The organism is Dactylosporangium salmoneum (assembly GCF_039532525.1).
GTDB lineage: Bacteria > Actinomycetota > Actinomycetes > Mycobacteriales > Micromonosporaceae > Dactylosporangium > Dactylosporangium salmoneum.
In genome coordinates, this window is record NZ_BAAARV010000086.1 from 88,067 (window position 1) to 107,302 (window position 19,236).

Consider the following 19,236-nt stretch of genomic DNA (forward strand, 5'->3'; position numbering starts at 1 on the left):
ACCGGGGCGCACCCCCTTGGTACCGTGGAGTACCAAGGGGGTGCGCCATGCTGCCTGGTACCGCGGTCCGCTGGGCCACGAAGCACGGGTTCATGCGGGCCGGCATCAACGCCGCCGCGCGCAAGGGGGACGAGCAGGCCCGGTTCTTCGCCGATCCGGGCGTGCGCCGCGACCCGTACCCGTTCTACGCGACGATCCGGCAGGCCGCGCCGCTCGTGCGGGGGCGGCTCATGTGGGCCACGGCCCGGCACGAGGTGGCCGGCGCGGTGCTGCGGGACGACGCCTTCGGGGTCGGGTTCACCGACCGGCCGCTGCCGGCGCCGATCGGGCTGCTGTTCCGGTTCAGCCGGCGCAGCTCGCCGATCGGGCCGGTCGACCCGCCGTCGATGCTGGTCGTCGATCCGCCGGAGCACACGCGGTACCGGCGGCTGGTCTCCAGGGTGTTCACCGCCCGGGCCATCGAGGGGCTGCGGCCGCGCATCGAGCGCACGTGCGACGAGCTGCTGCGGGACAAGCCGGCCGACCTGGTCGCCGACTTCGCCGCGCTGCTGCCGGTGACGGTCATCGCGGAGATCCTCGGCGTGCCGCTGGACATGCGGCGGCAGTTCCTGGCCTGGGGCAACGCGGCGGCGCCGACCCTGGACCTGGGGCTGCCCTTCTCGACGTACCGGCAGACGGAGATCAACATCCGCAGGGTCAACGAGTGGATGCGCGGGCACTTCGCGCGGCTGCGCCGGGAGCCCGGGGACGACCTGCTCAGCCAGCTGGTCCAGCTCGACGACCTGAGCGAGCAGGAGCTGCTGGCCACGGCGGGGCTGCTGCTGGCGGCCGGGTTCGAGACCACCGTCAACCTGCTCGGCACCGGCGCCTACCTGCTCATGCGCCACCCCGAGCAGCTGGCGGTCCTGCGCGACGAGCCGCAGCGGTGGGGCAACGCGGTCGAGGAGACGCTGCGCTTCGACTCGCCGGTGCAGGTGACCGCGCGCGTGTGCCGGCGGGAGGCCGACCTGGCGGGGGAGCGCATCGCGCCGGGGCACGTGGTGATGGCGATGCTCGGCGGGGCCAACCGCGACCCCGGGGTGTTCGCCGAGCCGGACACCTTCGACGTGACCCGGGCGAACGCCCGCGAGCACCTGTCGTTCTCCGGCGGTGTGCACTACTGCCTGGGCGCGGCGCTGGCCCGCCTGGAGGGCGAGATCGGGCTGCGGATGCTCTTCGAGCGCTACCCCGGCCTGCGCCTCGACGGCGAGCCGCGCCGCCGGACGACCCGGGTGCTGCGCGGCTTCGAGCGGCTGCCGGTGACGATCTGAGCCCTGGCGCGAAGCATCGCGTGACGGCACGATAGCGCGGTGACCCACGATCTCGTCCTCGTCGGGCGGTTGTGCATCGCGTTCGTGCTGACGTACGCGTTGGGCTACGAGCGCGAACTGCGCGGCTCGACCGCCGGGGACCGGACCTTCGCCCTGGTCGGCATCGCCGGCGGCGTGATCGGCCTGCTGGCCGAGAAGAACGCGCCGACCGCGCTGGCCGGGGCGATCACCGGCGTCGGCTTCATCGGGGCGGGCCTGCTGTTCCGGCAGAACCCGCCCCAGGCCACCGCCCAGGACCCGATCGCGGCGGCGCCGCGGGGCGGGCGCAGCCAGAGCCAGCTGGCCACCCTGCACGGCGTGACGACCGCGGCGACGATCCTGGCCGCCGCGGTCATCGGGGCCTGCGCCGGCGAGGGCATGATCCTGGTCGCCGCCGGGGCCACCGCGCTGGTGCTGATCACGCTGGAGCTGCGGTACATTCCCTTGCTGCGCCGCCTGGACGCGGGACGCTACGCGGCCCGGTTCGCGAGCGACGACGAGCCGCATCCGCACCGCGGCAAGCTTTCGCAGGAACCCTAGAGGGACAAGACGCACCGGCTACGGCATGCTGTTCGCGTGCAGTTCGAACTCGGGACCGACGGGCCGAAGGTCATCGTGGTCGGTGTCGACGGATCGGACACCTCCATGCGCGCCGGCGCCTACGCCGCGGGCCTGGCCCGCCGCCAGCGCGCCCGGCTGGTCGTCGTCTTCGTGACCGGCGCACCCGCCGCGAGCCGCCTCGTCGCCGAGGCGGCCGGCGCCGTCGAGCAGGCCATCAACGAGTCCATCGAGGACATGCGCCGGCAGGTCCACGAGGGCGCGCTGCACACCGGCGTGCAGGTCGAGTTCGTCCCCACCCGCGGCGACCCGTACAACGAGCTCATCCGCATCGCCACCGAGCTGCGGGCCGACGCCGTGGTGGTCGGTGCGTCCCGCCGCTTCGGGCACCGGTTCGTCGGCTCCCTCGCCGTGCGCCTGGTGAAGTCGGGCCGGTGGCCGGTCACCGTCGTGCCCTGACGTTCATGTGTTCGTCCCCGACGGAGGCAGCGCGGGACACCACGCGGCGAGTAGGGTCCGTGTCCCGTGGGGGAGCGCCGGAGCTGGTGGATCGGGCTGCTGTTGTTCTTCGCGGTGGGGGCGGCCTGGGCGCTGCTGACGCCGTACAACGGGGCCTACGACGAACATGACCACGTGGTCCGCGCGGCCGGGGTGGTGCGCGGGCAGGTGCTCGTCAAGCCGGCCCGGGGCGTGAACGACGGCGGCTACCCGGTGGTCCCGGCGAGCCTCGTGCCGCCCGGCTGGGACTGCATGATGGTGGTCAACCCGCCCGGCGCCAACTGTCTCGGCGCCGCCCCGGACTCGCACGCCGCCGTGCCCGTGCACAGCCGGGCCGCCCGCTACGACCCGGTGTACTACGCCGCCGTCGGCTGGCCGCTGCTGGCCTGGCCCGACATGACCGGCGTGATCCTCGCCCGGCTGGTCAGCGCGCTGCTGTGCGCGGCCCTGCTGGCCACCGCGCTCGCGCTGCTGCTGCCGATGCGCCAGCGCTACCTGCCCCTGGCCGTGCTGCTCGCCGCCTCGCCGATGCTGGGGTGCCTCAACGGCATCGTCAACCCCAGCGGCATGGCCATCGACGCCGCGGTGCTGCTCTGGGCGGTGTTCCTGCGACGGTACGGCGCAGAGCCCGACCCCCCGCCCGAGCTGCGCCGCCGCCTCGCCGCCATCGGCGCGGCCGCCGCCGTGACGCTCGTCGTCACCCGCCCCGAGGGCTTCCTGCTCGTCGCCGCGATCGGCGTCGCCGCCTGGCTGGCGATGGGCTTCCCCCGCCCGCGGCGCATCGGCTGGGCCGCCGGGGCGGTCGCCGCCGCCGTCGCGGGCGCCCTGGCGTGGATCGAGGCGTCCCGCGTCGCCGAGTTCGGCGACCAGGCCCAGCCCATCACCTGGCCGCTGCGCGCGGTCGTGCGGCTCATCCTGGAGCAGAACGTCGACTACTGGCTGCGCCAGACCGTGGGCCTGTTCGGGTACGGCACCCTCGGCCTGCCCCTGTTCGTCTACTGCGCCTGGGCGGCCATCGCCGGCGGCCTGCTGGTGGCCGGCTTCGCCGTCGCCGACCGCCGCCGCCTGGCCCTGTCCATCGTCACCATCCCGCTGCTGTGCCTGGCCGCCGGGATCGCGGCAGACGTGGTGATGTCGCGCATCGTCGGCTTCTGGATGCAGGGCCGCTACTTCCTGCCCCTGTGGGTCGGCGCCTCCCTGCTGGCCGCCTGGGCGCTGCGCGACGCCGGCGGCGAGGCGCTGCGCCGCCGGGTCTACGCCGCCGGCCTGACCATCTGGGCCGGCACCCACGTCGCCGGCTTCGCGGTCGCGCTCATGGGCTACAGCACCGGCCGGCGCCACGTGCCCGGCCTCGGCCGCTGGCTGCCCGCGACGGGCGTGACCCTGCCCTGGCTCCTGCTGCTGCTCGGCCTGGCCGCCGCGGCCTGGCTGCTGTACCCCTTCGTGCGCGCCCCCCGTGCCGCGCCCGTCCTCGTGGAGGCGCCGGTGCTGGAGGTCGCCGATGCCGCCGCCTGAGCGCCCGCCCCGGCCGTGGCTGCACCTGGCCGCGTTCTTCCTCGTCGCCGCGGCCTGGGCGCTGGCCCTGCCGGCCAACGGCACCTACGACGAGAAGGACCACATCGCCCGCGCCTACGCGGTGCTGACCGGCCAGCTGACCCCGAGCCACACCGTGGTGGACCGCCGCGACGACGTGAAGCCGGCCTTCCTGGTCCCCGCGAGCCTGCTCCCGCCGAACGCGAACGTCGACTGTCCGTGGTCCCCGCGCCCGGCCCGCTCGGCCGCCTGCCAGCACTGGAGCGCCGACCACACGCGCGTGCTCACCCCGAGCGGCGCCGCGCGGTACAGCCCGGCCTACTACCTCCTCGTCGGCGCGCCCCTGGTCGCCGCGCCCGACCTGACCGGCATCGTCCTGTCCCGGCTGCTGTCCGCCCTGGCCGCCGCGGCCCTCCTGGCCGGCGCGGTGGGCGCCGCCCTGCGCCTGGGCAGCCGCCTCCTCGCCGTGGGCGTGGCCCTCGTGAGCACCCCGATGACCGCCGACCTGGCCGGCTCCGTCAACCCCAACGGCCTGGAGATCGCCGCCGGCGTCGCCGCCTGCAGCGCCCTGCTGGCGCTCGTGCGCGCCCCCGACGACCGCCTGGACGACCGCGCCGCCCGCCGCCTGCTGACCCTCACCGCCGTGGCCTCGCTCGTGCTGCTCACCGTCCGCCAGCTCGGCCCGGCGCTGCTCGCCCTGATCGTGCTGGCCTGTGCCGCCCTGGCCCGCCCGGGTCGCCTGCGTGCCCTCCTGCGCCGCCCCGCCGCCTGGTGGACCGTCGCGGCCTGGGGCGCCGGGCTCGCGGTGTCGGTGGGCTGGTGGGAGTACTCGGGCCTGACCCAGGTCGCCGCCGTCCCGCGCGACGCCCAGCACCTGCCGCCGGCCCGCATCACCTGGCTCCTGACGACCTGGCGCATCCCGTTCTACCTCAAGCAGCTGGTCGGGCAGTTCGGCTACGGCGAGACCAGCCCGCCCCCGCTGACCGTCATCGCCTGGTACGCGTTGCTGGCCGCCGTGGTGCTGCCCTGCCTGTGGTACGGCACCCGCCGCCTCCTGCTGGCCACCGCGGGCCTGGGCGCCGGCTGCCTGGCCCTGCTGGTCGCCCTGGAGCTGCACTACCTGCCGGTCATCGGCTGGTTCGCCCACGGCCGCTACGCCATGCCGGCCGCCGCCGGGGTCGTGCTGTGCGCCGCGAGCGCCGGGCAGTTCGAGCGCCACCTGGCCGCCCGCCTGCGCCTGCGCCGCTACTGCACCACCCTGGTCACCGCGGCCGGCGCCCTGCACGTGTTCACGCTGGCCTTCGTGATGACCCGCTTCCGCGCCGGCCCGGTCGCGTGGCCGTCCCCGTTCGAGGGGCAGTGGACCCCGCCGCTGGGTCCCCTGGTGCCCCTGCTGGCCGTCGCCGCCGGGGTCACGATGCTGGCCCTGCTGAGCTCGGCGCCGTCGCGCCGGTACGGCATCCTGCTCCGGCCCGCCCGCACTCCCTGGGGACCTCCCGTTCCGGTCGGATGAGGCATGATGCCGCGTCATTGGACGTTCGTCGCGCACGCCCCGATGCCCTTCGTGGGGTACCTCAACTGGGTCTTCGGCCGGGGCGGCTTCCCGTGGCCGTCCGGCGCCCGGCAGCAGTGGCGCGTGCTGCACCGGTTCCGAAAGGACTTGCTGCCGCTGTGAGAATCGAGGCATGACCATATCGGTGCGCCGGCTCGGGCCGGAGGACTGGCGGGAGTGGCGCGACGTGCGGCTGGCCGCGCTCGCCGACGCCCCCGAGGCGTTCGGCTCGTCGCTGGCGCGGGAGGGCGCGTACGACGAGGCCGAGTGGCGGGCGTGGCTGCGGCCCGAGCGCGGGCTCAAGGCGCTGGCCGGCGGGGACGGCATCATCGGCGCCTGGGTGCCCGAGGACCGCGGCGGGGCCGTCGAGCTCTACAGCATGTGGGTGCGGCCCGATGCGCGCGGCCGCGGGATCGCCGACGCGCTCCTGGCCGAGGCCCTCGGCTGGGCCGAGCAGGAAGGACGCGAACGGGTCGAGCTGTGGGTCATCGACGGCAACGACCGGGCCCGGCGCCTCTACGAGCGGCACGGCTTCCGCGCCACCGGCCACACCCAGCCGCACCCGCGCGACCCCGAGGTGCTCGAGCACCTCATGAGCCGTGGGTGACGGCGTGGAGTGGATCATCGCGCTGCTGTTCCTCGTCCTGGTCGCGCTGCTGATCAGTAGTGGCGGGCGCGGCGCCGCCGAGCGGCAGCGTATGGCCCGCATCGCCGCGATCGAGCGCAAGCTCGACCTGATCATGGACAACCTCGGCATCGCGGAGCCCGTGCCGCCCGCACCACCGGCGCCGCCCGGGGTGCTGGAGGAGCTCGCCGCCGGGCGGAAGATCCAGGCGATCAAGGCGTACCGCGAGGCCACCGGGGTCGGCCTGAGGGAGGCCAAGGACGCCGTCGAGGCCATCGCCCGCCTCCGCGGCCTATCGCCAAGATGAATCGTGGCGGCGCGGGGGTACCCTGCGTCCGGTCTGTGGTCAAACGGTGCCCATGCGGGATCGCGCCTGTCTTGGCCTGGCTTATGCCACCAGTTCCTCGCTGAGGGTCCATAGGCGCGCGGCGGCCTCGGGGTCGCGGGCCAGGGAGCTCGGCTCGATCTGCTTGCCGCGGAGGAAGTAGCCTCCGGTGACCTCGGCCGCCTCCGGGGCGCTGGCCAGGTACACCGGGGTGGCCGCGCCCGTCTGGACGGTACCCATGAAGGGCTTGGCGGCCGCGACGAGCAGCTTGGCGACGCCGCCGGCCTCGCGGCCCAACTGGGTGCGGATGAGGCCCGGGTGCAGGCAGTTGGCGACCACGCCGGTGCCGGTCAGGCGCTTGGCCAGCTCGACTGTGAACAGGATGTTCGCCAGTTTCGACAGCGGGTAGCTCGGCTCGCCGCGGGCCAGTTCGTCCCACGGGATCTGCTTGGCCGAACGATGGACATTGGACGACACGGTGATCACGCGGGCCGGCGCGCTGCTCACCAGCCGTTCCCGCAGCAGGCTGGTCAGCAGGAACGGCGCCAGATGGTTGACGGCGAACATGGTCTCGTAGCCGTCGACCGTGAACTGCTGCTTGAGCATGATCACACCGGCGTTGTTGTCGAGCACGTCGAGCCGGTCGTACTTCTCCAGCACCTCGGCGGCCAGCCGGCGCACTTCGGCCAGGCTCGACATGTCAGCCGTCAGGAGGTCCACCTCGGCGCCGGGCGCCCGATGCCGGATCTCCTTGACGGCCGCTCGCCCTCGCTCGGCGTCGCGCCCGACGACGACCACGGTGGCCCCCAGCTCGGCCAGCCGGGCCGCCGTCTCCCGGCCGATCCCGCTGGTCCCGCCGGTCACCAGGCACACCTTGCCGGACATCGTGGTCATCGACCCTCCCGGATGTACTTGCCGCAGCGCCCAATTCTCCACCAGCAAGCCGCACCACCCGAAGACCAACCCCGGCAACCACCCTGGCAGGAAGCGCCGGCCCGCCGGCCCGTCCTGCCAGCCCCCGAACCTCGCGCGGAACAGCGTGCGGCGACCACCGACCGCAACAGGCAAGTCGCGTCCGCAGACTCCTCGCACTCGCCTCAATCATTGCCGGCCGTCGAGTGCCGCGAGCGCGCGCCGGGCCTGCCCTGCATAGGTGCGCAGCGTCCCGCCCCGGTACCAGTTGTGCTGTCCGGGGCGTGGACCGTCGGCGGTGTCGACGCGCTGCAGGGCCGCCAGGAACCCGGCCAGGTCGAGGGCGAACCGGACGGGGTCGGCGATCCGGTCCACGCTCGCGGGTTCGCCGGCGAGCCATCCGTAGACCGACCACGGCTAGGGGTATCCCGCGCCGGGTTCGCCCTTCGCCAGCGGGGTGGGGACGGGCAGCGGGAGTTGCGGTGCGAGCACCGGAAGCCACGCCTGTTCCTTGCCGACCGCCTCGGCGTACTCGGATGCGCTCGGCAGTCGCAGCGACATCCGGGGGCCGAGGTGGAAGGTCCAGTTGTCCCAGCCACCGTTGGCCACCGGCTCGACCGGGAGTCCGGCCCACTGCGGGAACTGGGCGGCGACGAGCCGGCGCGCCTGTTCCGCGTCGACGGCGATGCGCTCGGGCGCGGGGCCGAGCTGCGGTGTGTCGCTCACCGGAACATGCTGTGGCATCCCACCTGGGGGCGCGGGCCCGCCGATCAGTACCCGGCGAGCAGGGTCTGCAGCCGGGCCAGATCGTCGGGCGGCAGTGCGCTGCGGACGCGGCGCGGGTCGGTAGGCCGGCGGCCCCACAGGATCAGCAGCCGGGCGGCCGCGTCGGTCTCGATCACGTGGTCCGCGCCGGCCGGATCGGCGAGCGCCAGCGTCCCGGCGCCGTCGCGCACGTCGACGACGAGGTCCGGTTCGCCGGCGCAGCGCAGCCGCACGGTCAGCGGGGTCTGCGGTGACGGGTCGCGGGGCAGGCCGAGCCTGAACAGCGAGTCGCTCAGCAGGCGCACCGAGTGGTCCAGCAGCACCGGGCGCGACAGCAGCGTATGGCCGATCTCGTCGTCGCCGATCATGTCCCAGCGGTGGATCGCGAACTCCTGACGCATGTGGGTCACCAGCTCGGCGATCGGCAGCCCCCAGCCGATGTCGGCCACCGCGGCCGCCGCGTCGGCGGCGAGCATGGTCTCGAACGCCGCGCTCATCCGCTGTTCGGACGCGACCAGGCGGCGGCGCAGGACGGCGTCGGACAGCTCGCGGTACGGCGGCTCGCGCACCTCCCAGGCGCCGAACTCCGGGACCGGCCGGCCGTCGAGATGGGCCTCGATCTGGTCGGCGAACGCGTCGGCGCCCGAGGCGATGTGCGCGATCATCTCGTGCGTGGTCCAGCCGAGGCAGGCCGTGACCGCGTCCGGTGGCGTCGAGTCGAGGGTCTCGAAGAAGGCGTCGGCCTCGCGCGGCCCGGTCTGATCCGGCACGGCACGCACTCCCTTCCCACTTCAAGCAGGGCGCTGGGTACGCAATATAGCCGCGGTGAACTTAGTTCGTCCACGGTGAACACCTACCAGGGCAGGCCGCGCAGGTCGATCAGGCCGTCCGGCCACTCGGCCAGGGATCGGCGGCCGGGGCGTACGAGCGTCGGCTCCTGGCCCTCGACCACGGTGCGGCCGTCGCGGACGCCGACGTGCCGGGTCGGGTTGGTCACCCGGGTCCAGCCGGTGCGTGCGTAGAACCCGGCCACCGCCTCCCGGCACTGCACGAAGCCGAAGTCGGCGGCGAACGGGCCGTCGCGCAGGGCCGCGTCCAGGGCCCGCATCAGTTCGGCGCCGAGGCCCGTGCCCTGGTGGCCGGGGGCGACGGCGACGTCGCCGATGCCGGCCACGAGGACCTCGCCCGCGGGCGTGCCGACCAGGCGCCGGTCCAGGCCCAGGTGGGCGACCGGGGTGCCGCCGTCGCCGGCCAGCCAGATCCGGGCCTGCTTGCGCGCCCAGGAGGCGGGCCACGAGCGGTCCGGGGCGAACTCGGGGCCGGGGAAGGCGGCCCGCAGCAGGGCCGACAGCGCCAGGTGGTCGGCGGGGCCGAGGGCGGTCTCCCAGGCGGTGACGACCCGCATCAGTGGAACTTGCGCGACGAGCTGTCGCGGTTCTGGGCGGCCGGGGTGTCGTTGAACGCGCGGCGCAGCACCTCGTGTTCGGCCCGCCGCTGCTCGGTGACGTCGCGCAGGGTGACCACCATGCCGCGGACCAGGCGGTCGTCGCGCAGGTCGCGGAAGATGACCTCGACCAGCACCCGGGTGCCGTCCGGGCGGCGCAGGCTCCACGTGTCGCGGGTGCCGTCGCGGTCCTCGGCGAGCGCCCGCTCGACGGTGCGCCGGACCTGGTCGCGGTCCTCCGGGGCGACGATCTCGCGCAGCGTGGCGAACGGGGTCGGCCAGATGCCGAGCACCTCGGCGACGGTCGGGCTGGTGTAGCGGATGCGCTGGTCGTCGTCGAGGACCAGGACCACGTCCCCGGCGTGCTCGGTGACCGCGCGCAGGTACTCGTCGCTGTCGCGGCGGCTGGCCGCCTCGGTCAGCCCGATGCGGGCCAGCGCCAGGGCGGCCTGGCCGGCCACCACCGACACCGCGTCGAGGGCGGTGACCAGCTCGCGGCGGCCGGCGGCGACGTAGAGCACCCCGGCGTCGAGCGGGCACACCAGCACGTCGTCGTGGCCGGCGAGGCGATCGGCCCACAGCGGCGGGATGTCGGCGACCGGCTGCACCCGCGGTGCGGACAGTTCGCCCAGCGGCATCAGGTCGGTGAGGCTGAAGTCGACGACGATGTCGTGCGGGGCGACGCCGGGCAGCAGCGTGCGGACCGCGTCCCGGACCGCCTCGGCGACCTGGCCGGCGTCGGCGGCGCCGACGAGCACGGTGCCGGCCTGGCGCAGGGCCCGCTCGCGGCGCAGGGCGCTGGCGTGCTTGCCGATGGCGTCGCTGAGCCGCACCACGAGCAGCGCCAGGGTGATGCCGGAGGCGATGGCGATCACCGGGCCGTCGTGCACGCCGCCGGTCAGCGCCTGCACGAGCAGCAGCAGCGGTGCGAAGGCCACGCAGACCAGCAGCAGGGCCATGCCCAGGCCGTGCACGGGCTCGCGGACGGCCGCCGGGCGGCGCGGGGGCGCGGTGAGCCGGGGCATCGACGGCAGCAGCGCGGCGGCGCCCCAGGCGGCGTAGAGCACCACGTAGGCGACGTCGGCCGGCCCGCCGGGCTCCAGGCCCCCGTTGGCCTGGCCGATGCTGTAGGCCGCGTCGCCGGCGAGCATGCCGGCCGCGCCGACGGCGAGCAGGACCGCCGAGGCGTTGCGCGGGGCGGCGGTGACCAGGCGGGTGGTGACGACCAGCAGGATGACGTCGCCGAGGGTGAACGCGGCCTGCACCGACCAGTCGGCCGCGGTCATGCCGCCGCCGGCCATCCGCGGCGAGGCGAGGAACACCCAGCCGGCCAGCAGGCCGGCGGTGCCCAGCGCGAGCAGGTCGAGCAGGCGGGAGCGGTCGTCGAGGAACGCCGTCTCGCGGGTCAGCCCGATCAAGGCGATCGCCATGATCGGGAACATGGCCAGGTAGGACAGCTGGGCCAGGGCTGGCGGGTCGGCGTCGCTCGGCGCGACCAGACCGTAGGCGAAGTCGCCGAGCATCATCGCGACCAGTGCGGCGGACAGCGCCCACCACGGGCTGGCGCGCCGCGGCCGGTAGCGGGCGATGCCGGCGACGATCGCGCCGGCCGAGGCCAGGCCGATGCCGGCCCAGGCGACGGAGTTCAGGCCCGGCCGGGCGAAGAGCAACGTGGCCAGCGCCGCCATGAGCGCGGCGTAGCCCGCCAGGAGCCGCCGCTCGCCGTGTTCGCCCATCGACATCCTCACCGCCGGATAACGATTTGTATCACATCGGCAGCGCTCAGTGCAGGGCCCGCAGCTCCTCCAGCAGCATGGGGGTCACCCAGTCGCGGCGCTCCCGCGCGGCCTCGCCGGTCATCGCCCGGCTCGGCATCTCGGCCAGCAGGAGCAGATAGAACTGGATCCGGTACAGCCCGAGCCGCACCTGCTCGCCCGGCCCGAACACGTGGCTCGACTTGCCGTAGTACCCGCGCAGGACGGGGTGGTCCGGCTCGTCCTCCATGCGCCGGCCGATCGCCGTGCACACGAAGTCGTAGAGCGGGTCGCCCCAGAAGTACCGCTCGCCGTCGACCAGCCCGGTGAGGCGGCCGCCCTCGCACAGCACGTTGCCGTCCCAGAGGTCGAAGTGCACCAGCGAGGGCACGGTCACCTCGGCCAGGGCGCCGGCGTGCCGCTGCGCGACCGCCATGATCTGCTCGTCGGGGGCCGGCAGCGTGACGCCCCAGTCGCGGGCGTCGGCGAGCAGGTCGGCCGTCATCGCCGCGTAGGCCTCCGGCCAGGTGTCGCCGCCGGTGCGCCCCTCGCCGTCGTAGCCGAACCGGAAGCCCTTGACGGTGTGCAGGTGCCGGAGGGCCGTGCCGAGCTCGCGCCGTACCGAATCCTGGTCCTGGGGGTTCTGCTCGTGCTGCTCGGTCAGCGGCCGGCCGGGCAGCAGGCCGACCACGACGGCCTCCTCGTCGGCGTGCAGCACCGGCGGCACGGGCACCCCGCCGGCCGAGCCGGCCAGCTCGTAGTAGCGCGCCTCGGCGCCGATGATGCCCCGCTCGTACCGCAGCAGCGGCACCCCGGCCGGCGGGCCGATCTTCACCACGGCGTCGGTGCCGTCGGGCAGCGTGGCCCGCCAGACCGCGGCGAAGGTGCCGCCGGAGAGCGGGGCGCAGCCGGTCACGGTGAGGTCGAAGTGCTCGCGCAGGAGGGCGGCGACATCTTCCGGGGTCAGGACGCGCTGGGTCGGGCTGATGACGGCGGACATCCCGCATACCTTACCCGCCCGGGGCTCGGCCGTGGGGGCCGGTAATTCGCATTGGCGCACGTCACTGACGTGGTCGAAGGTAACATTGATCTATATCGTAACAAATGCAGGGGTGGTGCGGATTGCCCCCATGGTCATAGCGTGCACGAAACGCCTGACTCAATGGGGGAGGCCGAGTGAGGAAAAGGCTCGCGGGTATCGCCGTGGCCGGCCTGATCGCCGGTGCCGCGGTGGTGCTCGCTCAGGCGCCGGCGGCGGCGAAGGCACCGCGCGGTGACCTCGCGGCGGGGATCGAGCGGCAGCTGGCCGCCGGCATCCAGGTCGTGCCCAAGCAGACCGCCGCCGGAAAGCTCGCCGCGACCGGCGCGGCGAACCCGTACACGTCGCTGCTGCGCGACCCGTCGAAGGTCGACAAGTACTCCTGGTCCGAGCAGGCCAAGGCCGCGGCCGCGGCCCGGGCGAACCAGCGGACGCTGAGGAGCAACGCGCTCGCCGCGGCCGCCAACCCGCTCGTGCACGACGAGGCCGAGCCGAAGGGCACGCACGGCAGCAACGACACCCACGCCACCGCCGAGCTGGTCAAGGGCTTCGGCACCGCCAAGAAGCTCAACAACCGGGCCCGGGTGCTGGGCCGGCTCGCGCCCGACCCGTCGGGCACGCCGCTGGTGGCCCCGGCCGCCGAGGACGACGGGTCGATCCCGCTGGCCGCGGAGTTCCAGCTGGGCAACATCGTCAACGGCTTCAGCACCACCGGCACGATCGGCGACGGCCCGCACGGCGGCGGCGGCGACGCCACCGGCGACTTCGACTTCTTCGTCGTGCACGGCTCGGCCGGCCAGCAGCTGACCGTGGGCACCTCCGGGGCGCTCGACACCGTGATCGGGCTCTACGACGACGCCGGCGTGCTCGTCGACGCCGACGACGACAGCGGCCCCGGGCTGAGCAGCCTGCTGGAGCTCACCATCCCGGCCACCGGCAACTACTACGTCATGGTCGCCGGCTACGGGCAGGGCACGGTCTTCCCGGCCGATCCGTTCGACTCGGGCAGCGGGCTGGGCGTGGGCAAGGAGGGCGCCTACGAGCTGGCCGCCACGCTGGTCTTCCCGGACCACGACTTCTACGCCGTCGACCTCGTGGCCGGCGACGTGCTGGGCGCCTCGGTCACCGACGCGGGCGTCGCGCTTATCGTCCGCGACCCGGCCGGCCGGGTCGTCTTCGGCTCGGCCCAGGACGCGAGCGCCCTCTACCCGCCGTCCTCGCCGCTGCCCGGCGGCGGCAACGCGGTCGTGTCCTACGTGGCCCCCAGGGACGGGCGGTACACGCTGGAGGTCGGCGGCACCTCCGGGTCGTACGACATCACGCTGGAGGCCTACCGGCCCGGCCTCGAGTCCCAGGCGCAGGGCACCACCCAGACGCTGTTCCTCGACTTCGACGGCGCCCGGCTCAACACCGCCATCTTCGGCGGCCCGGGCGTGCGCACGCTGACCCCGCTGCAGGGCTTCCTCGGCCGGTGGGGCCTCACCGCGGCCGACGAGGACAAGGTCATCGACCAGGTGATCGCCACCGTGCGGGAGAACCTCCTGGCCGACGCCAAGGCCCGCGGCACCGACCCGCGGGTGGGCCTGACGATCCTGAACAGCCGCGACAACCCCGACGCGTTCGGCCAGCCCAACGTACAGCGGGTCGTGGTCGGCGGGACGATCGGCGAGCTGGGGCTCGACACGATCGGGATCTCGCAGTTCATCGACCCGGGCAACTTCGACCGGCAGGACACCGCGGTCGTGCTGCTCGACACGCTGAGCGACCCGAGCGGCGCCGCCTCGCTCAACGCCTACATCACCCCGGCCAGCAACAAGATCAAGTTCGTCGGGCGGGCGCTGGGCAACGTGATCAGCCACGAGGCCGGTCACCTCTACGGCAACTTCCACACCGACCCGCTCAACGACACGCCGGACCTCATGGACGCCGGCGGGGCCTTCCCCGGCCTGTTCGGCGTCGGCCCGGACAACATCGGCGGCACCGCCGACGACGCCGACTACGACTTCGGCGAGGACGTCTACACCCCGGACGAGGGCCTGGCCGGCACCGAGGACACGCTGAACACCACGGCGTGGGCCCTCACCAAAGGCAAGGCGAAGTAAGGTCCGTCACCAGCCGGTATGGCACGCGTCCACGGCGGGGTTGCACCCGCCGTGGACGTGGTGGTGATCGGCGCGGGCCAGGCGGGCCTGTCCGCCGCATACTGGCTGCGGCGGCGCGGCCTGGACTTCGTGGTGCTCGACGCGGACGACGCCCCGGGCGGCGCCTGGCGGCACCGCTCGCCCTCGCTCGGCGTGGAGTCGCTGCACCGCATCTTCGACCTGCCCGGGATGCCCTTCACCCCGCCGCCCTCCGGCCCCGCGGCCACCGTCGTCGCCGGCTACTTCCGCGAGTACGAGCGGGCCTTCGACCTGCCGGTGCGCCGGCCCTACCCGGTCCACGAGGTCACCCGGGCCGGCGGCGGCCTGCGGGTCGGCGAGTGGACCGCGGGGGCGGTCGTCAACGCCACCGGCACCTGGCGCTCGCCGTACGTCCCGTACTACCCGGGCATCGCCGACTTCCGCGGCCGCCAGCTGCACTACGCCGCCTACCGCGGGCCGCAGGAGTTCGCCGGCCGGCGGGTCCTGGTGGTCGGCGGCGGCAACTCCGCGATCCACGTCCTGGCCGAGCTGCCCGGCGCCTACTGGGTCACCCGGCGCGAGCCGGTCTTCCACGAGGGCGAGTTCACCGAGGACTTCGGCCGCTCCGTGGTGGCCCAGGTCGCCGAGCGCGTCGCCGCCGGCCTGCCCCCGCGCAGCGTGGTGAGCGTGACCGGCCTCGGCTACACCGCCCTGGCCAAGGCCGCCCTGGCCCGCGGTGCGCTCGTGCGCCACCCGATGTTCGACCGGCTGGTCCCGGGCGGCGCCGTGTGGGGCGATCGCTTCGAGCCCTTCGACGCCGTCATCTGGGCCACCGGCTTCCGCGCGGACCTGGCCCACCTGGCCCCGCTGCACCTGCGCGAGCCAGGCGGCGGCATCCGCATGCTCGGCACCCGCGCCGCCCGCGAGCCCCGCCTGCACCTCATCGGCTACGGCCCGTCGGCCAGCACCGTCGGCGCCAACCGGGCCGGGCGCGACGCCGTCCGGTCGATCGTCGCCGGCGGAATGTTAAATCCGGTGGAGCGGGCTGCGCATTGACGAGGAACACTGTCACAATCTTCGCCGTGGCTGACCAAGGGTTACCGCGTCTGCGCGCTCGGGCACGTTCGGTGTCCGACGCGGTGAAGGCACATCCCGGCATGTACTTCGGCGCGTATCCGGCCGCCGACTGGCCGCTGGTCATCGCCGCCTGGACCGCCGCCGACCTGCTGCGGCTGGCCGGCGACGGGGCCCGGGTGGAGCTGGTGCTGCACCGCGGCGGCGCGCTGTCGGCCTCGGTGCGCGGGGCCACCGTGACCGCGCCCGCCGGCGAGGGCAAGCCGATCGAGGACGTCATCCGGTCCGGGATGTGGTACACCGGGCTGGCCCGCGCCACCGTGGTGCACGCGGGGCCGTGGCGGCCGTGCGAGCTGGTCGGCGGCGAGCAGGTCTGGCGCGACCTCGACGTGATCATCCGTTCCGACCTCGACGGGGCGCTCTTCGGCGTGCCCGACGGGCAGTGGTGGCGCGACGGCGTGTCCCGGCTGGCCGCGGTGCTGAGCTCCCCGCGTCACCGCCCGGCCGACGGGCAGCGCGTCCACGTCATCGACGAGGCGACGGGCGACCGCGCTGAGCTCCCCTGAGCCGGCCGCCGGCGTCGCCTGGGGGCTCGTGCTCGCGGTCGCCGCGCCGCTGCTCGCCGGCGTCCTGCTGTGCGGGCTCGGCTCGGGCGTCATCGCCGGCCCGGACTACGACGGGGCCGCCAGCCTCCTCAACCCCCTCGGCGACACCCTGTGCTGCCTGGGGGCGGTGGCGCTGGCGTCCGCCCCGGTGATCTGGTGGATCGTCTCCCGCGACTGAACGCTCAGGACAGCGCGATGCCGCGGCCGGTCCAGCGTGCGCGCAGCCAGCGGTCGTGGCTCGCGATCACGACCGCGCCCGGTCCGGTGGCCAGGGCCTCCTCCAGCTCGTCGCACAGCGCGGGGGAGAGGTGGTTGGTCGGCTCGTCCAGCAGGAGCAGGTCCGGCGGGTCGGCGACCAGCAGGGCGAGGTCGAGGCGGCGGCGCTGGCCCACGGACAGGTCGCCGACGGGCCGGGCGGCGTCGCGGGGGGCGAGGAGGCCGAGGCTTCGCAGCGGTACCGCCTCCGCCCGCTCGGCGCCGAGCACCGCCTCGTAGGTCTGCAGCGCGGTGCGGTCCGGGCGGTCGAAGGCCGTGTCCTGGGTGAGCAGGCCGACCCGCAGCCCGGCGCGGCGGCGCACCCCGTCCGCGGTCAGCCGGCCGGCCAGCGCGCCCAGCAGCGTCGACTTGCCGCTACCGTTGGGCCCGGTGACGAGCAGCCGGTCGCCGGCGGGCACGTCGAGGCGCTCCAGCCGCAGCCGGCCCGGCAGGTGCAGGTCGCGCACCGACACGAGCAGGCCGTCGGCCGGGCCCGCGGCGGCCAGCGGGCGGGGGTGGAAGCGCAGCGGCGGCGGTGGCTTGCGGACCTGCTCGCCGGTCAGCGTGTCCAGGCGGCGGGAGGCGTTGCGCACCCGCCGGGAGATCTGCCCCTCGACCCGGCCCGTGGTCCGGCCGAAGTTCATCTTCTCGTTGTCGCGCTTCGGCCGGTTGTGCGCCACCTGGTGCGCGGTGACGGCGACGGCGTGGCGCAGCTCGGCCAGCTCCTGCTGCTCCTCGGCGAAGCGGCGCTCCCAGCGCTCCCGCTCGGCCCGCCGTTCGGCCTGGTAGGCGGTGTACCCGCCGCCGTAGCGCACCGGGCCGTCGATCGCCGGGTCGAGGTCGATCAGGTCGGTGCACACGGCGTCCAGGAAGGCCCGGTCGTGGCTGGCCAGCACCACGGCGCCGGGCAGGCCGCGCAGCTGCTCCTCCAGGAACGCCGCGGCGCCGTCGTCGAGGTGGTTGGTGGGCTCGTCGAGCAGCAGCGCCGCCGGGCGCCGCACGAGCAGGGCGGCGAGCGCCAGCCGGCCACGCTGCCCGCCCGAGAGGGTCCGAAGGGCGCGATCGTGCGGTACCGCGGCCAGACCGAGACCGGCGAGCACCAGCTCGGCGCGGCGGTCGGCGTCCCAGGCCTCGAGCTCCTCGGCCCGCTCCAGCAGCGTGGCGTAGTCGTCGAGGCGGTCCTCCGCGAGGGCCGCGTCGAGGCCGGCCAGGCACGCCCGGGCCTCGCGCAGCGCGTCGCCGAGCACGTCGGCGACCGTGGCGGCCGGGTCGTACGGCATCTCCTGGTGCAGGTAGCCGAGGTCGGCCGGGCGCACGACGGTGCCGCCGTCGGGCTCGTCGGCGCCGGCCAGCAGGCGCAGCAGCGTCGACTTGCCGGTGCCGTTCTCGCCGATCAGGCCGATGCGGCGGCCGGGGGTGGCGGTGAGGGAGACCCCGTCGAGCACGCGGCGGTCGCCGAACGTGCGCACGAGGTCATGGGCGAGCAGGGGAGACTGGGACAAGGCTGACCACCGGAAACGAGAAGCTTCCGCCCGCCGGGCAGCGAGGCCTCAGGCGCGGGCGCGGGAAGGTCCGGTGATCACATCCCCTTCAGGGTAACCAGACCCGGCCGGCTCCGGCAACGCCGTGAGATCGTGACGTCGCCGATGCCCTTGACCGACCGGGAGAGCTTGCGGTTGTCGAAGCACACCCCCGCCACCGGCTCGGGGACCTTGGCCACCGGCAGCATGGCCCAGTCGTCGGCCAGGTCGCCGTCGGTGCCGGGCGGGCGGGCGCAGCCGGCCAGGGAGCCCAGCAGCAGCGCCGCCGCGGCGCCGAGGGCGAGCGCGCGGCGCACGTCAGACGGTCGTGTCGCCGGCGCCCTTGAGCGACCGGTTGATCTTCTTCTTGTCCAGCATGAGGTAGCAGCGGGCGGTGTGGTTGCCCGCGGCCCACTCGTCCTTGCCGGAGGTCATCCAGTAGCCGTAGTACAGCGCCCGCTGCGACGCCAGGTGGCTGCGGCTCATGCCGATGTAGCTGAGCATCTTGGCCTCGCACGTCTTGCCGAAGGCGGCGTCGTAGCTCTTGTCGTCGGTCGGGTAGGTGTCCGACGGGCTGCTGACCCAGCCGACGTACTCCACGTCGTGCGCGTCGGTGCACGCGACCGGCGAGATGTCGTCCCAGCTGGTCGAGGTGGTGCCGACCTGGCTGCCGCAGCCGAGCCGCAGCTTGCCGTCGCCCGCCAGGGAGCCCTTCATGGAGTCGCGGCGCGGGTCGAACTCGCCCGCCTCGGTGCGCACGGCGGCGACGTTGCAGCTGTAGAAGCGGGCGCCGCCGTGCCACTCGGCGCTGGTCGGGCGGGTGACCGTGACGAACACCCGGCCGGACTGCCAGTCGCCGCCGAGGTAGTCCCCGGCCGCCTTGTCGCAGTCCGCCCACGCGTCCTTGAGCTCCGCCCCCTCGGGCGCCGTGCTGCCCGACGCGGCGCTGCCGGTGAAGTGGCCGACCTTGACCGTCTCGAAGGTGTGCGTGACGTCGCAGGTGGTGCGGTCCAGGTAGATCGCCCGGGAGCTGGCCTCGGTCGACTTCGTGGACCAGCAGAAGCCGGCCTCCGGCTCGGGCACCTTGGCCGCGGGCAGCATGGCCCAGTCGTCGGTGAGGTCGCCGTCGCCGGCCGTGATGCCGCAGCCGCCGAGCAGCCCCACCAGCGCGACGGAGACCGCCGCCACCGCGATCCGCTTCACTTCTGCCTCCCCCGCGAACGAATGCGAGGGGCACTATACAGATGACCTTGCCCGCGGGTGGTCCCGCCGCCGCGTCTTCTTGTGCGGCTCTTTCGGGGGCTGGTT

General features: G+C 74.5%; 20 protein-coding genes and 1 pseudogene. 12 read left to right on the forward strand and 9 right to left on the reverse strand.

The window, feature by feature from the left end; genetic code table 11:
• The first annotated feature begins 47 nt into the window (after window positions 1-47).
• From ABD352_RS43785 to ABD352_RS43820, 8 genes are all read left to right on the forward strand, one after another.
• Window positions 48-1,310: a cytochrome P450 gene (locus ABD352_RS43785; protein ID WP_344618514.1), complete on the forward strand. Its 1,263-nt coding sequence runs from the start codon at window positions 48-50 to the stop codon at window positions 1,308-1,310.
• 39 nt (window positions 1,311-1,349) lie between these two features.
• Entirely contained in the window at window positions 1,350-1,889 is a 540-nt protein-coding gene (locus ABD352_RS43790) for an MgtC/SapB family protein (RefSeq protein WP_344618515.1), read from the forward strand.
• 36 nt (window positions 1,890-1,925) lie between these two features.
• Complete coding sequence (locus ABD352_RS43795; RefSeq protein WP_344618516.1) at window positions 1,926-2,366, forward strand: universal stress protein; 441 nt, start codon at window positions 1,926-1,928, stop codon at window positions 2,364-2,366.
• A gap of 66 nt (window positions 2,367-2,432) precedes the next feature.
• Window positions 2,433-3,920, forward strand: a complete 1,488-nt coding sequence (locus ABD352_RS43800) for a DUF2142 domain-containing protein (RefSeq protein ID WP_344618517.1) — start codon at window positions 2,433-2,435, stop codon at window positions 3,918-3,920.
• Window positions 3,907-5,451, forward strand: coding sequence for a DUF2142 domain-containing protein (locus ABD352_RS43805; RefSeq protein ID WP_344618518.1), 1,545 nt, complete (start codon window positions 3,907-3,909; stop codon window positions 5,449-5,451). Before ABD352_RS43800 ends, ABD352_RS43805 begins: the two co-directional genes overlap by 14 nt.
• A gap of 3 nt (window positions 5,452-5,454) precedes the next feature.
• Window positions 5,455-5,613: a hypothetical protein gene (locus ABD352_RS43810; protein WP_344618519.1), complete on the forward strand. Its 159-nt coding sequence runs from the start codon at window positions 5,455-5,457 to the stop codon at window positions 5,611-5,613.
• Between the two features lie 10 nt (window positions 5,614-5,623).
• Window positions 5,624-6,097, forward strand: coding sequence for a GNAT family N-acetyltransferase (locus ABD352_RS43815; RefSeq protein ID WP_344618520.1), 474 nt, complete (start codon window positions 5,624-5,626; stop codon window positions 6,095-6,097).
• A 4-nt stretch (window positions 6,098-6,101) separates the two neighbouring features.
• Window positions 6,102-6,422, forward strand: coding sequence for a ribosomal protein L7/L12 (locus ABD352_RS43820; protein WP_344618521.1), 321 nt, complete (start codon window positions 6,102-6,104; stop codon window positions 6,420-6,422).
• Window positions 6,423-6,503: 81 nt separating this feature from the next.
• On the opposite strand, the gene ABD352_RS43825 is transcribed toward ABD352_RS43820, so the two are convergent.
• The 6 genes and pseudogenes from ABD352_RS43825 to ABD352_RS43850 form a co-directional block, all read right to left on the reverse strand.
• Window positions 6,504-7,334, reverse strand: coding sequence for an SDR family oxidoreductase (locus ABD352_RS43825; RefSeq protein ID WP_344618522.1), 831 nt, complete (start codon window positions 7,332-7,334; stop codon window positions 6,504-6,506).
• A gap of 207 nt (window positions 7,335-7,541) precedes the next feature.
• A pseudogene (locus ABD352_RS43830) lies at window positions 7,542-8,096 on the reverse strand (phosphotransferase).
• Window positions 8,097-8,122: 26 nt separating this feature from the next.
• Window positions 8,123-8,887 carry a maleylpyruvate isomerase N-terminal domain-containing protein gene (locus ABD352_RS43835; RefSeq protein WP_344618523.1) on the reverse strand — a complete coding sequence of 255 codons (765 nt, stop codon included), beginning with the start codon at window positions 8,885-8,887 and terminating at the stop codon, window positions 8,123-8,125.
• An 83-nt stretch (window positions 8,888-8,970) separates the two neighbouring features.
• On the reverse strand, window positions 8,971-9,522 hold the full coding sequence (locus ABD352_RS43840) for a GNAT family N-acetyltransferase (protein ID WP_344618524.1): 552 nt from the start codon (window positions 9,520-9,522) through the stop codon (window positions 8,971-8,973).
• A complete protein-coding gene (locus tag ABD352_RS43845; protein ID WP_344618525.1) occupies window positions 9,522-11,297 on the reverse strand; it encodes a PAS domain S-box protein in 1,776 nt (591 codons plus the stop codon). The genes ABD352_RS43840 and ABD352_RS43845 overlap by 1 nt, the downstream gene beginning before the upstream one ends.
• A 46-nt stretch (window positions 11,298-11,343) precedes the next feature.
• A complete protein-coding gene (locus ABD352_RS43850; RefSeq protein ID WP_344618526.1) occupies window positions 11,344-12,315 on the reverse strand; it encodes a phosphotransferase family protein in 972 nt (323 codons plus the stop codon).
• 176 nt (window positions 12,316-12,491) lie between these two features.
• On the opposite strand from ABD352_RS43850, the gene ABD352_RS43855 reads away from it, so the two are divergent.
• The 4 genes from ABD352_RS43855 (at window position 12,492) to ABD352_RS43870 (ending at window position 16,331) form a co-directional block, all read left to right on the forward strand.
• Complete coding sequence (locus ABD352_RS43855) at window positions 12,492-14,456, forward strand: pre-peptidase C-terminal domain-containing protein (protein WP_344618527.1); 1,965 nt, start codon at window positions 12,492-12,494, stop codon at window positions 14,454-14,456.
• A gap of 51 nt (window positions 14,457-14,507) precedes the next feature.
• Window positions 14,508-15,530, forward strand: coding sequence for an FAD-dependent oxidoreductase (locus ABD352_RS43860; RefSeq protein ID WP_344618528.1), 1,023 nt, complete (start codon window positions 14,508-14,510; stop codon window positions 15,528-15,530).
• Window positions 15,531-15,613: 83 nt separating this feature from the next.
• Complete coding sequence (locus ABD352_RS43865) at window positions 15,614-16,114, forward strand: hypothetical protein (protein WP_344618529.1); 501 nt, start codon at window positions 15,614-15,616, stop codon at window positions 16,112-16,114.
• A gap of 28 nt (window positions 16,115-16,142) precedes the next feature.
• Window positions 16,143-16,331 carry a hypothetical protein gene (locus tag ABD352_RS43870; RefSeq protein WP_344618530.1) on the forward strand — a complete coding sequence of 63 codons (189 nt, stop codon included), beginning with the start codon at window positions 16,143-16,145 and terminating at the stop codon, window positions 16,329-16,331.
• A 4-nt stretch (window positions 16,332-16,335) separates the two neighbouring features.
• On the opposite strand, the gene ABD352_RS43875 is transcribed toward ABD352_RS43870, so the two are convergent.
• The 3 genes from ABD352_RS43875 to ABD352_RS43885 all read right to left on the reverse strand — a co-directional run bounded on the left by ABD352_RS43875 (window position 16,336) and on the right by ABD352_RS43885 (window position 19,131).
• A complete protein-coding gene (locus tag ABD352_RS43875; protein ID WP_344618531.1) occupies window positions 16,336-17,910 on the reverse strand; it encodes an ABC-F family ATP-binding cassette domain-containing protein in 1,575 nt (524 codons plus the stop codon).
• Between the two features lie 77 nt (window positions 17,911-17,987).
• Window positions 17,988-18,245: a hypothetical protein gene (locus ABD352_RS43880; protein ID WP_344618532.1), complete on the reverse strand. Its 258-nt coding sequence runs from the start codon at window positions 18,243-18,245 to the stop codon at window positions 17,988-17,990.
• Window position 18,246: 1 nt separating this feature from the next.
• Window positions 18,247-19,131, reverse strand: a complete 885-nt coding sequence (locus tag ABD352_RS43885; RefSeq protein WP_344618533.1) for a septum formation family protein — start codon at window positions 19,129-19,131, stop codon at window positions 18,247-18,249.
• Window positions 19,132-19,236: the final 105 nt, after the last annotated feature.

What these genes read in the sequence shown, in the direction of transcription:
- ABD352_RS43785 (WP_344618514.1), top strand. Translation starts at nt 48, where the DNA reads ATGCTGCCTGGTACCGCGGTCCGCTGGGCCACGAAGCACGGGTTCATG.
- ABD352_RS43805 (WP_344618518.1), top strand. Translation starts at nt 3,907, where the DNA reads ATGCCGCCGCCTGAGCGCCCGCCCCGGCCGTGGCTGCACCTGGCCGCG.
- ABD352_RS43810 (WP_344618519.1), top strand. Translation starts at nt 5,455, where the DNA reads ATGATGCCGCGTCATTGGACGTTCGTCGCGCACGCCCCGATGCCCTTC.
- ABD352_RS43815 (WP_344618520.1), top strand. Translation starts at nt 5,624, where the DNA reads ATGACCATATCGGTGCGCCGGCTCGGGCCGGAGGACTGGCGGGAGTGG.
- ABD352_RS43825 (WP_344618522.1), bottom strand. Translation starts at nt 7,334, where the DNA reads ATGACCACGATGTCCGGCAAGGTGTGCCTGGTGACCGGCGGGACCAGC.
- ABD352_RS43840 (WP_344618524.1), bottom strand. Translation starts at nt 9,522, where the DNA reads ATGCGGGTCGTCACCGCCTGGGAGACCGCCCTCGGCCCCGCCGACCAC.
- ABD352_RS43845 (WP_344618525.1), bottom strand. Translation starts at nt 11,297, where the DNA reads ATGGGCGAACACGGCGAGCGGCGGCTCCTGGCGGGCTACGCCGCGCTC.
- ABD352_RS43850 (WP_344618526.1), bottom strand. Translation starts at nt 12,315, where the DNA reads ATGTCCGCCGTCATCAGCCCGACCCAGCGCGTCCTGACCCCGGAAGAT.